Raw genomic sequence first — 11,701 nt, forward strand, 5'->3', positions numbered from 1 at the left:
TTCCCTATTATATTTAAAAGTCAGTATAACTTGCTAACATTTCATAGTTACAATTAGTTTTAATAGGTAAATTAAAATAATACTCACCTAATTCATTAGTAAAAGAAGAGCCTATAAAAATTTTTTCACTTTCTGAAATAATTTCATAAAGTTCTACTTTTATATAATGAGGTGGTGGTAAATTTAAACTTATAAGTCCCTTAATTAAAACTCTTGTATTTTTTTTATATTTGAAATTTAGATTATAGTTACAACCTCTTTTAGAATTAAGAATATGTGTTTCATATGGATAGAATCTACTTCCTTCTCTTTTTTTATCTAAAATTATAGAAGGAGGGTCAATGTTTGATATAGGTAATGTTTCTATCTTATATATGAAACCGGATAAAAAATCAGTCAGAGTCCCTTTGCCAGTATAGGTTTCTGGAGGGGTAGGCTGCGTTATATTATACATATAGCCTGTTTCGTCAATGCTAAAAGTAGTGATAAATTTTGTTATTTCACTCATAAAGATCATCCTTTTTTTTTTAGTGAAAAATAATTATAAAAAATATAATTATATAGTATTAATATATGAATAATTATGTTGAAATGTTCATTTTTATGGTTTTGTCTAAATAAATAAAAAATTGTAGAAAAAACTTATTGAACCAGTGTATAATATTTATTAATGCAAGATGTTAAATTAATATCTTTTTACATTTGGAGATATGTATATGAAAAAAAAGTGCGGGTTTATTAAAGAATTTAAAAAAAGTTATGGGAAAGTTTTTAGTGTTTATATGTTAGCTTCTATATTTGTAGCAACTGTTGGAATAGTTACATTAATTAGCTTATTTTATCATGATAATGAAAAAAACTTACAAGTAGCTGCAAACAAAGTCAAGGCAGTAGATATTTATGAAAATATACAAAAAGATTATTATGATAAAGTAAATGAAGCTAAAGAAATAAGCTTGGAAGATAAGGGATTATATAAATGTTATAAGCTTCTTTTAGAAACCTTAAATTCCTATAACATAAATGAAGTTCAAAGTGCAAAGGTCGTTTATAATTTAAGTGAAGAACTTTTAAATGGACTCTTTAATAAATTAAAAGAAGAAACTTTGAATGAAGAAATAGAAAGTTTTAGTGAATCTCAAAGTGATTGGCTAGAAAAAAAATCAAACATAAAAAATCAATATTATGATAGTGAATTAATAATGTATCAGAAACTTATAGATTTAAATATTTCAATATGCGAAGAGTGGATAAGTTATTATAAATAGGCTTTAATAAGCCTTTTTTTTATGGAAAAAAAGTTTCTAAATTGTATATGGAATTGAAATAATAAAAATTTCAGATGCAAAAAAGGAATAAATATTCCACATAAATAAAAAAATAGGAGTTTTTATTGACTATAGGTTAAGAGAATCTTAAACTGTAGATGTAAACGATGTACATCAATAAAAAGTGGAGGTTAATTATGAGTTCAAAGATTGATAAATTTGTAGATAAAATTATGCCAGTAGTAGGTAAAATCGCAGGGCAAAGGCATTTATGTGCTATAAGAGATGGATTTATTGTACTTATGCCATTGATTATAGGTGCATCAATTTTCGTTTTATTAAATAATGTAGTTTTAGATTCAAATAATGGTATTTTAAAGTCTTTTGTAAATTTGGATAAATATAAAGAAATAGGAGTAATAGCAAATAATGCAACACTTGGAATATTAGCTATTTTATTTGCATTTACTTTATCTTATAATCTTGCAAAATCGTATGATGAAGATGGAGTTAATGCAGGAGTTATAGGAGTATCTGTTATGGCAACTATGATTCCACAAGCGATTACTATAGTTCCTGAAGGGTTAAAAGATAGTATAACTGTTTCTGGAGTTATAAGTAGCGTTAATATATCATCATCAGGTTTATTCTTAGCAATTATAGCTGGTTTATTAGGAACAGAGCTATTTATCAAATTATCTAGAAATGAAAAATTAAAAATAAAATTACCAGATGCTGTTCCATACGGTGTTTCAAAATCATTTAATGTTATGATTCCTTCAATAATAACACTAACTGTATTTTCTGTACTTGTATTTTTTATAAATCAAATCTCTAGCGTTAGTATACCTGAATTAATAAGTAAATTAATACAAGCTCCCTTACAAAGTTTAGTGCAAAACCCTGGTGGAATGATTTTTATAACATTTATTTCAAACTTATTATGGGCATTTGGAATACATGGCTCTAGTATATTAAGCCCTATAACTAGTCCTACACTTTTAGCAGCAATACAAGAAAATATGAATGCATTTAATGCGGGACTAGCTGTGCCAAATATTGTTACAGAACCTTTTATAAACTCATATAGTTTAATCGGTGGTGGCGGATGCATGCTTTCTTTAGTAATAGCAATATTTATTGCATCTAAAAGGTCAGACCACAGAGAAATAGGTAAACTAGCTGCACTTCCTAGTGTTTTTAATATTAGTGAGCCTATAATGTTTGGCTTGCCAGTAGTATTAAATCCTATATTTATTCTTCCAGTAGTATTAGTACCAGCACTTAATCTTATAATAGCTTATTATGTAACGGCTCTTGGATTTGTTTCAAAAACTGTAGCATTAGTTCCTTGGACAACTCCTCCAGTTATATCTGCATTTTTAGCAACAGGAGGCGATTATAGGGCAGCAATTTTAAGTACTATTCTTTTAGTGCTTTCTGTAATTATTTATATTCCATTTGTACTTATGGCAAATAGAGAGCAGGAATTAGAGAATAAAAAATAATTACTCTGTTTAAGATTATTAAATATCAAATTAAGGAGATTAAAAATGAAAGAAGTTAGTATAGTCACAAATATAAAGAGTTTATTTTCAATTTTATCTAAAAAAGAAAAAATAGTTGGTATTTATATAATAAAAAATTATAGAGAAGTATCTTATATGAGTATAAAAGATCTATCAGATACTTTAGAGGTGGGAGAGACAACTATTTTAAGGTTTTGTAAAAGAATTGGATATAGTGGCTACTATGAATTCAAGAAAAATCTCTCAAAAGAAATAAAAAGCGAAAAAGATATTAAAGATGAAAATTGTATATCAAATGCATTTGGAGATATCTCAGAAATGCTAAAAGATACATTAAATCTATCAACTTATAATGATATAAATAGAGTTGCAAGTCTTATAAAGGGTAGTGAAACAATTTTTATTTTTGGAGTTGGCTTTTCAGGACTATCAGCAACAGGAGCTCAAATAAGGTTAAATTCTATGGGACATAAAGCTTTTTCAAGTTCAGATAATTATACGCAAGTTTTATCTGCATCTGTAGCTTCAAAAAATGATATAGCAATAGGATTAAGTATTTCAGGAAAAACTAAACAAACTGTAGAAAACCTTAAAATTGCAAAGAAAAATGGTGCAAAAATAATAGGAATAACTAATAACAAAAAATCTTTAATAACAGAAATTAGTGATATAACTTTATATACTGCAGGAAAAGATTTAGGTGAAGAAGGAAGTACTCTAATAACAGAGATGTCTCAATTATTTGTTTTAGAGCAAATTTTTAATAGGCTACATGAAATTGATGTTGAGAGAATTAAATTTATAAATAGTAAGGTTTCTAATTATATAAATAAAGAAGAAATTTGATTAGGAGATATATATGGGAAATAGATATATTAAAGACTTAATAAAAAGTATGACATTAAAAGAAAAGGTCGGTCAGTTAAATCAAAAGTTATATGGATGGAATGTTTATAAGAAAACAGGAGATAAATTTGAGTTAACTGATGAGTTTAAAGAACACGTAAAGTGGGGAGGTGGAATAGGTGCTATATATGGAGTACTAAGAGCTGATGCATGGTCAGGAATAAGCTTTCCAAACGGAATAAGCAAAGAGGATAGTAAGAAAGTTATAGATATGATACGTGAGTATGTTTCTAATAATACTAGATTAAAAATACCTGTTTTATTTAGTGAAGAGTGCACTCACGGACATCAAGGTTTAAACGGAGAAATGTATCCTTGTAGTTTAGGGATGGGATCATCTTGGAATGATGAACTTGTAAAGGATGTATTTAAAGAAATATCTAATGAAATAGCAGTTAAAGGAGTAAATTTAGCATTAGTATCTTCTCTAGATGTGTTAAGAGATCCAAGGTGGGGAAGAGCAGAAGAGTGTTATAGTGAAGACCCTTATTTATCTTCAAAATATACTGAGGCTATAGTTAAAGGAGTTAATAATAAAACTAACGAAAATGGAGTTACAGTCGTATTAAAGCACCTTTGTGCGCAAGGGGAACCTGTAGGAGGACATAACTCAGGAGCTGCAAGTATAGGAGAAAGAGAACTTAGAGAAATATTTCTACCACCTGTAAAAAGTGGCGTATCAAGTGGTGCTTTAGGTTTTATGGCAGCATATAACGAAATAGATGGAGTACCTTGCCATATCAACAAAAAGTTACTTACTGATACTTTAAGGGATGAATATAAGTTTGAAGGCGTTGTAATGGCAGATGGTTGTGCTTTAGATAGACTGCTTCTTTTAAGTGGAAATGTAGAATTAGCTGCAAAGCTAGCATTAGAAGCTGGAGTAGATTTAAGTTTATGGGATGATATATATACTTCTATAGAAAAAGCTGTAGATAGCGGAGTTTTAGATATTAAATATGTTGATAGAGCAGTTTATAGGATTTTAGATTTAAAGAATAAACTAGGACTTTTTAATAAAGAGAAAGATATAGATTTAAAGTTTGAAAATAGTACATTAAACGAGACTATTTCAAAGGAAAGCTTAATTTTATTAAAAAATAATAATGATTTATTACCTCTTAAGAAAGTAAAAAAGATAGCAGTTGTAGGACCTAATGCAGATAACAAATATAATCAATTAGGAGATTATACTTCGCCACAAGATGAAAAAAATATAATAACTGTTTTAGAAGGAGTAAAAAATATAGTTTCTAAAGATATAGAAGTTTTCTATGAAAAAGGTTGTAATATAAGGTCATTTATAGAAAATGGAATAAATAATGCAGCTAGCTTAGCCGCTAAATCAGATGTAGCTATAGTTGTTTTAGGAGGCTCAAGTTCTAGAAACTTTAAGATGTCTTTTGAAAGTAATGGGGCAGTAGTAACTTCTTATGATAAGTTTGATATGAATTGCGGAGAAAACGTTGATTTAGCAAATTTAGATTTAGAAAAAAATCAAGTTGATTTAATAAAAGAGATAAAAAGTACCGGGACTAAAGTAATTACTGTATTAATTCAAGGAAGACCTCATAGCATAAAAGATATAGTTAAGTATAGTGATTCTATAATTTGTGCTTGGTATCCTGGAAGTTACGGAGGGAAAGCTATAGCAGAAACTATTTTTGGACTTAACAATCCAAGTGGCAAGCTATCTGTTTCAATACCGATATCCTCAATGCAATTACCTTGTTATTATAATGGGAAAGATAGTGGACAAAAAGAGGATTATATAGATATGGAGGGGGAAGCTCTTTATCATTTTGGGTTTGGGCTTAGCTATTCAAAGTTTTTATATAGTAACTTAAAATTAAGTGCTGAAAAGATGTCTATTAAAAGTATGGAAAAAGGTGAAAAATTAAAAGTTACTGTAGATTTATATAATGATAGTGATTTTGATGGATTTGAAGTTGTACAGTTATATATTAAGGATTTAGAAGCATCTATCACAAGAAGAACAAAAGAACTTAAAGGATTTAAAAAAGTTTTAGTAAAGAGTAGGTCAAAAATTCAAGTTGACTTTTATTTAACTATAGATGACTTTAAAATTTGGGATATAAATTTAGAAAATAAAGCAGAGAGTGGAAATATAAAAATTATGGTAGGTAAAAATTCAAAGGACTATTTAGAAAGGACTTTTGAATTAATATAAATTAGATATAATAAAAGCAAAAGTTATAAGTAACGTTGTATCAGAAAAGATTAATAAAGAATCTATAAGTGATTATACTTTAGCTTTTATAGAGCGAATATAAAAATAAAGCTTGAATTGAATTCAAGCTTTATTTTTTAAACTTTTTAGATACGTTAAGATAGATTACTGAATAAAGTGTTGTTCCAATAATTAAAAAAGGTACAAGTACAGACATACCTTTAATTTCGTAGTAAGTATTTATTATTAGTAGAAGAATATAAAAAGCTATAGAAAAACAAAATTTACTCATAAATTTGCAAACATTTAATAGGTTATATTGTTCTCTTTCTTCTTTACTCATAGTATTAAAGCCAGCTATAAGAAATATCCCTTTTCCTTTTGATAAAAATATCCCTATAGTTATAAATAAAAGTATTATTAGTATTGGAATTAAAACCTCAAATCCCATAAAGATGTCTCCTTAAAATAATATTAATACAATTTTACCATATATTTGGTAAAAAGTAATGCTATAGATAAGTAAAAAAAACATTGATATAATGACTTTAGTAAATAGATAAACAAAGGAGATAATAAATGAAATACTATTTAGCACCTATGGAAGGTATAACTGGATTTATATATAGAAATGCATACAAAAAATATTTTGATAATATTGATAAATATTTTATGCCATTTATAGTACCAAACAAAAGCAGAAGCCTAAAAACTAGAGAACTTAGAGATGTTTTACCAGAAAATAATAAGGGGATAAAGGTGATTCCACAGATTTTGACTAACGATAGTGAAGGTTTTATAGAAACTTGTAAAAAGTTAAAAAAGCTTGGATACGAGGAAGTTAATTTAAATTTAGGGTGCCCTTCAGGAACTGTTGTAGCTAAAGGAAGAGGTTCAGGGTTTTTAGCTAAAAGAGAAGAACTTGATAAATTTTTAGAAGAGATATATAAAATAGAAGATATGAAAATATCTTTAAAAATAAGGCTTGGAAAAGATAGCCCAGAAGAGTTTTATGAGCTTATAAAAATATTTAACAAATATCCTGTATACGAGCTTATAATTCACCCTAGAACTCAAAAAGATTTTTATGGAAACACTCCTAATTTAAAAGTATTTAAAGATGCATTAAAGCTTAGTAAAGCTGAGGTTTGCTATAACGGTGATATCTTTACAAAGAATGATATAGAAAAGTTTAAAGAAGAATTTGAAGGCGTAGATAAAGTTATGATAGGAAGAGGGATTTTAGCAAATCCAGGATTACTTAAAGAAATAAAAGACGGGGAAGTTATAGATAAAAAAGTTTTAAAAGAGTTTCACGATGAGATATTTAACTCATATAGAGAAGTTTTTAATGAGGATAGAAATGCAATTTTTAGAATGAAAGAACTTTGGGGATATATGATTTATATTTTTAGTGATAATAAGAAATACGCAAAAAAAATTAAAAAGTCACAAAAGCTTTCAGATTATTTAGAAGCCGTTAATAGTCTTTTTAGAGAAAGTGAAATAATTAAGGGAGCTGGACTTTTTTATAATGAATAAACTAGGAGGTGAAACCTTTGAAGTGTAAATATTGTAATAAAGAACTTAATGAAAACTCATTTAAAAACAAAATCGGAGAGTTTTGCACAGAAGATCACTACGATAAATATTTAAAAAGTCTTTCAAATGAAGAATACGTAAAATTACAACATTCATTTTGTGTTTGTAGCGATGATTAGGAAAAAGCTAGTATGAAAATACTAGCTTTTTTATTTTAAAAAAGATAATTTATATTAAAAAATACAATAAAAATAGTAAAAATATTATAAAAACAAAGATAAAACAAAATTTTTATGATAAATTGATAAAAAAATGTTGACTAAATGTATAGGAATAAGATATTATACAAACATAATATGATATTAATTATCAATAACAACGGTAAATAAATATCAAAAGAAGAAACGGGAGAGGGAAAATGAAAAAGATAAAAAACATTTTATTAGCATGTACAGTAGTTTTAACTTTAGGGGTTTTTGTTGGATGTTCACAAGGTGGAGATTCTAAGAGTGAAGGAAGCGAAACTAGAAAAGTTCAAACAGTTAAAGGTGAAGTTGAAATTCCAAAAGATCCAAAAAAGATAGTAGATATTTCAGGAAGCAGTGAAGAATTAGTTTTATTAGGATATACACCTGTTGGAACAGCAAATGTTGATTCATACGAAACTGATAAAGTTCCAGCTTACGTTAAAGATAAATTAGGAAGTTCAAAAGTAGTAGGTCATTCTATGATGGATACTATGGACGTTGAATCTATAATAGAATTGCAGCCAGATTTAATAATTATGTCTCCAAGACAAGAAAAAATTTATGATCAATTAAAATCTGTTGCACCAGTAGTTATGCTTGAAGATAAATCAAACGACTGGGAAGCTAAGTTTAAAGATGTAGCAAAATTATTTGATAAAGAAAATGAAGCTCAAAAATGGTTAGATGAATACTATAAAAAAGCTAAAAATGTTGGTGATGAAATTAAAAAAGCAAATGGCGACGAAACGTATTTAGCAGTTTTAGCAACATCAGGACAATTTATGGTATTTACAGAAGGTGGAATAGGAACTGTTTTAAAAGAAGATATGGGATTAAAACAACCTAAAAATATGCCAAAGCAAGATAGTATTACACTGCCTACAGTTTCATTAGAGGGGTTAACAAAAATAGATGCTGATAACTTAATAGTTATAGGAACAAAATCAGAATTAGATTCTTTAAAATCAAATTCAGTTTGGAATAAGATAAAAGCAGTTAAAAATTCTAAAGTTACAGAATTACCTGCAAGTCCATACTTTAGTCAAGCTTATAATCCTATAGGTAGAGAAATTTTACTAGATAACTTAAAAGAAGAGATTATAAAAAAATAATAAGATTTAGGGGAGTAATTAAATAATTACTCCTTTATTAATTTACTATTTAGGAGGTTAAGGAGTTTTGGGTAAACAAAATAAAAAATCTAAAGTAATTATTTTATTAATAGTTGGCTTAATACTTTTAGGTTTTGGGATATTCATTTCCATTTCTTTAGGTGCAAAGGATATAAATTTTAATACAGTAATTCACAGCTTAGTTAATAACAGTGATGATATAAATACTAAAATAATTAGAGACGTAAGAGTCCCAAGAGCGTTAGCTGCACTTTTAGTTGGAGGATTTTTATCAGTAGCTGGGGCTATTATGCAAGGGGTAACTAGAAACCCTATTGCAGAGCCTTCAGTTTTAGGGATTACTCAAGGAGCTACTTTTGCAATAGCTATAGCTTTCGTTCTTCAAAGAGTTTATAAAGACTTAGTTATAAGTAGCTTTAGCCTTATGGTATTTGCATTTTTAGGGGCTAGTATAAGTGGTATTTTAGTTTACTTTTTTAGTAGCCGATCAAGAAAAAAAGTAGATCCAGTTAAATTAGCTCTTGCAGGGACTGCACTTGGAACTCTTTTAATTTCATTAGCTATGGGAATTTCTATGTATTTTAATTTATCAAAGGAATTAAGCTTTTGGATTCAAGGAGGATTAGTTAGTGCAAATTTTGAAGGCGTTAAAATGCTAGTTATACTTGGGGGAATAGCATTTGTTTTTGCTATGCTTTTATCTAAGAAAATAACAATTTTAAGCCTAGGAGAAGAAGTTGCTATAGGGCTTGGAGAAAATACTAACAAAATAAGATTTTTATCTATTTTAATAGTTATAGTCTTAACTGGAGCATCAGTTGCAGTAGCTGGAAATATTGTATTTGTAGGACTTATAGTTCCACAGATAATAAAGAAAATAATAGGAGCGGATTATAAATTTATAATACCTTTATCTATGGTTTATGGAGGAGTTTTATTAGTATTTAGTGATATTATAGCTAGAATGATAAATCAGCCCTACGAAACTCCAATCGGGTCTATTACAGCGATTATAGGTGTTCCTGTATTTATATATTTAGTTAGAAAGGGGGATAAGTAAAATGAAAAAAGATAAAAGATTTATAATAACTCTTTTAGTTTTATTAGGGTTAATATTTGTTTCGGTTGTAGTTAGTTTAAACTTAGGTTCATTAAACCTTACCCCTACAGATGTTATAAAAACTTTGTTTGGCTTTGGAAGTAAGAGTCAAAATATAGTTATATTCAATTTAAGGCTACCAAGGATTATTATTGGTATTTTAGTTGGAATCGCGTTAGCAGTTTCAGGAACAGTACTTCAAGGAGTAACTAAAAATGAACTTGCAGACTCAGGTATTCTTGGAATAAATTCAGGTGCAGCTCTTTTTGTTGTTATTTATATATACTTTATGAATGGAAATGTATATGAAGGCGTAAGTAATTTAACTATATTTACAATGCCTATAGTAGCACTTTTAGGTGCTATATTTGGAGCTTTCTTAGTTTATATATTAGCTTATAAAGACGGTATAGACTCATCAAGGCTATTACTTATAGGTATTGGAATAAACATAGCATTTACATCAATTTTAACAATATTCCAACTAAGATTTACAACTCAAGAATTTAACAGAGTAATGGCTTGGACTACAGGAAGTATATGGGGTGCAAATTACAAATACGTTATAGCAATACTACCTTTTATAGTAGTTTGTTTAGGCCTTATATTTTATAAAAGTAGGTATTTAAATGTTTTAAACCTTGGAGATGATATTTCTATAGGGCTTGGAGTAAACGTAGAAAAAGAGAGAAGAAAACTTATTATATATGCAGTAATTTTAGCTGGGGTTTCTACATCCGTTGCTGGAAGTATTGGATTTTTAGGACTTATTTCTCCTCATATAGGAAGAAAACTTGTTGGACCTAACCATAAAAAGTTAATACCAGTTTCAGCACTTATAGGAGCTTTATTATTAGTATTTAGTGATACTATTTCAAGAAACTTAATAGCACCTTTAGAAATTCCAGTTGGGATAGTTGTTGCTGTAGTTGGAGTACCATACTTTATATATTTAATGGTTAAAGAATAATAGAAAGGAAAAGGTAAAAGAGATGAATTCTATAATAACAAAAGATTTAAACATATCTTACGGCGATATTGATATAGTAAAGAATTTAAATATAGAGATTCCAAAAGGAAAGATAACAACTATAATAGGGGCAAATGGTTCTGGTAAATCAACTATTTTAAAAACAATAGCAAGAATCATAAAAGCCAAAAGTGGAGACGTATTAATAAACGGAAAAAGTATAAATAAAAGCAGTTCTAAAGATATAGCAAAAGAAATGGCAGTTTTGCCTCAAGGACCTAAAGCACCTAAAGGATTAACTGTAGAAGAACTTATTTCATACGGTAGATTTCCTCACCAAAGTGGATTTTCTAAAATGAAAAGTGATGACGAAAAGATTATAGACTGGGCACTTAAAGCAACAAAGATAGAAGGATTTAGAGATAGACCTTTAGAAGCTTTATCTGGAGGACAAAGACAGAGAGCTTGGATTGCTATGGCTCTTGCACAAAGAACAGATATATTAGTTTTAGACGAGCCTACAACTTACTTAGATTTAGCTCACCAATTAGAAATATTAGAACTTTTAAAAGAACTTAACGAAAAACATCAAACTACTATAGTTATGGTAATTCATGAGTTAAATAACGCTTCAAGATTTGCAGACTATATGATAGGAGTAAAAAAAGGTAAGGTTTCTTGTTGTGGTACTCCTTTTGACGTTATGACTAAAGATAACTTAAAAGAATTATTTAATATAGATGGAGAGATAGTAAATGACCCTAGAAATAATAGACCTGTTTTAATTACATATGATATGGCATTGGAAAGTTAGT

The 11,701-nt window shown here is 28.1% G+C and carries 12 protein-coding genes; 10 read left to right on the forward strand and 2 right to left on the reverse strand.

Going from position 1 to position 11,701, the window contains the following annotated elements; all coding sequences use genetic code 11:
• Nucleotides 1-13: 13 nt before the first annotated feature.
• Entirely contained in the window at nucleotides 14-508 is a 495-nt protein-coding gene (locus tag M4I33_RS03970; RefSeq protein ID WP_257915587.1) for a hypothetical protein, read from the reverse strand.
• 208 nt (nucleotides 509-716) lie between these two features.
• Here M4I33_RS03970 and M4I33_RS03975 point away from each other — a divergent pair, with 208 nt between their 5' ends.
• From M4I33_RS03975 to M4I33_RS03990, 4 genes are all read left to right on the forward strand, one after another.
• Nucleotides 717-1,268, forward strand: a complete 552-nt coding sequence (locus M4I33_RS03975; protein WP_257915588.1) for a hypothetical protein — start codon at nucleotides 717-719, stop codon at nucleotides 1,266-1,268.
• Between the two features lie 197 nt (nucleotides 1,269-1,465).
• Nucleotides 1,466-2,776 carry a PTS sugar transporter subunit IIC gene (locus M4I33_RS03980; protein ID WP_257915589.1) on the forward strand — a complete coding sequence of 437 codons (1,311 nt, stop codon included), beginning with the start codon at nucleotides 1,466-1,468 and terminating at the stop codon, nucleotides 2,774-2,776.
• A 45-nt stretch (nucleotides 2,777-2,821) separates the two neighbouring features.
• Complete coding sequence (locus tag M4I33_RS03985; protein ID WP_257915590.1) at nucleotides 2,822-3,643, forward strand: MurR/RpiR family transcriptional regulator; 822 nt, start codon at nucleotides 2,822-2,824, stop codon at nucleotides 3,641-3,643.
• 13 nt (nucleotides 3,644-3,656) lie between these two features.
• Complete coding sequence (locus M4I33_RS03990) at nucleotides 3,657-5,894, forward strand: glycoside hydrolase family 3 N-terminal domain-containing protein (RefSeq protein WP_257915591.1); 2,238 nt, start codon at nucleotides 3,657-3,659, stop codon at nucleotides 5,892-5,894.
• A 130-nt stretch (nucleotides 5,895-6,024) separates the two neighbouring features.
• Here M4I33_RS03990 and M4I33_RS03995 read toward each other — a convergent pair whose 3' ends face one another.
• Nucleotides 6,025-6,345 carry a DUF3784 domain-containing protein gene (locus M4I33_RS03995; protein ID WP_257915592.1) on the reverse strand — a complete coding sequence of 107 codons (321 nt, stop codon included), beginning with the start codon at nucleotides 6,343-6,345 and terminating at the stop codon, nucleotides 6,025-6,027.
• Nucleotides 6,346-6,473: 128 nt separating this feature from the next.
• On the opposite strand from M4I33_RS03995, the gene M4I33_RS04000 reads away from it, so the two are divergent.
• The 6 genes from M4I33_RS04000 to M4I33_RS04025 all read left to right on the forward strand — a co-directional run bounded on the left by M4I33_RS04000 (nucleotide 6,474) and on the right by M4I33_RS04025 (nucleotide 11,700).
• Nucleotides 6,474-7,436 (forward strand): tRNA-dihydrouridine synthase, encoded by a 963-nt coding sequence (locus M4I33_RS04000; RefSeq protein ID WP_257915593.1) that lies wholly within the window; start codon nucleotides 6,474-6,476, stop codon nucleotides 7,434-7,436.
• Between the two features lie 17 nt (nucleotides 7,437-7,453).
• Entirely contained in the window at nucleotides 7,454-7,615 is a 162-nt protein-coding gene (locus M4I33_RS04005) for a hypothetical protein (RefSeq protein WP_257915594.1), read from the forward strand.
• Between the two features lie 239 nt (nucleotides 7,616-7,854).
• Nucleotides 7,855-8,796, forward strand: coding sequence for an iron-hydroxamate ABC transporter substrate-binding protein (locus tag M4I33_RS04010; protein ID WP_257915595.1), 942 nt, complete (start codon nucleotides 7,855-7,857; stop codon nucleotides 8,794-8,796).
• A 67-nt stretch (nucleotides 8,797-8,863) separates the two neighbouring features.
• The gene (locus M4I33_RS04015; protein WP_257915596.1) at nucleotides 8,864-9,877 is read left to right on the forward strand and encodes an iron ABC transporter permease; all 1,014 of its coding nucleotides are present in this window, start codon (nucleotides 8,864-8,866) and stop codon (nucleotides 9,875-9,877) included.
• A 1-nt stretch (nucleotide 9,878) separates the two neighbouring features.
• Entirely contained in the window at nucleotides 9,879-10,886 is a 1,008-nt protein-coding gene (locus M4I33_RS04020) for an iron ABC transporter permease (RefSeq protein WP_257915597.1), read from the forward strand.
• A 22-nt stretch (nucleotides 10,887-10,908) separates the two neighbouring features.
• Nucleotides 10,909-11,700 (forward strand): ABC transporter ATP-binding protein, encoded by a 792-nt coding sequence (locus M4I33_RS04025; RefSeq protein WP_257915598.1) that lies wholly within the window; start codon nucleotides 10,909-10,911, stop codon nucleotides 11,698-11,700.
• Nucleotide 11,701 lies beyond the last annotated feature (1 nt).

This window comes from Clostridium sp. LY3-2 (assembly GCF_024705715.1).
Taxonomy (GTDB): Bacteria; Bacillota; Clostridia; order Clostridiales; family Clostridiaceae; genus Clostridium.

Excerpts from the sequence above, each read along its gene's own strand:
- M4I33_RS03970 (WP_257915587.1), bottom strand. The coding sequence starts at position 508 with ATGAGTGAAATAACAAAATTTATCACTACTTTTAGCATTGACGAAACA.
- M4I33_RS04020 (WP_257915597.1), top strand. The coding sequence starts at position 9,879 with ATGAAAAAAGATAAAAGATTTATAATAACTCTTTTAGTTTTATTAGGG.
- M4I33_RS04010 (WP_257915595.1), top strand. The coding sequence starts at position 7,855 with ATGAAAAAGATAAAAAACATTTTATTAGCATGTACAGTAGTTTTAACT.
- M4I33_RS03985 (WP_257915590.1), top strand. The coding sequence starts at position 2,822 with ATGAAAGAAGTTAGTATAGTCACAAATATAAAGAGTTTATTTTCAATT.
- M4I33_RS04000 (WP_257915593.1), top strand. The coding sequence starts at position 6,474 with ATGAAATACTATTTAGCACCTATGGAAGGTATAACTGGATTTATATAT.
- M4I33_RS03990 (WP_257915591.1), top strand. The coding sequence starts at position 3,657 with ATGGGAAATAGATATATTAAAGACTTAATAAAAAGTATGACATTAAAA.
- M4I33_RS03995 (WP_257915592.1), bottom strand. The coding sequence starts at position 6,345 with ATGGGATTTGAGGTTTTAATTCCAATACTAATAATACTTTTATTTATA.
- M4I33_RS03975 (WP_257915588.1), top strand. The coding sequence starts at position 717 with ATGAAAAAAAAGTGCGGGTTTATTAAAGAATTTAAAAAAAGTTATGGG.
- M4I33_RS04025 (WP_257915598.1), top strand. The coding sequence starts at position 10,909 with ATGAATTCTATAATAACAAAAGATTTAAACATATCTTACGGCGATATT.
- M4I33_RS03980 (WP_257915589.1), top strand. The coding sequence starts at position 1,466 with ATGAGTTCAAAGATTGATAAATTTGTAGATAAAATTATGCCAGTAGTA.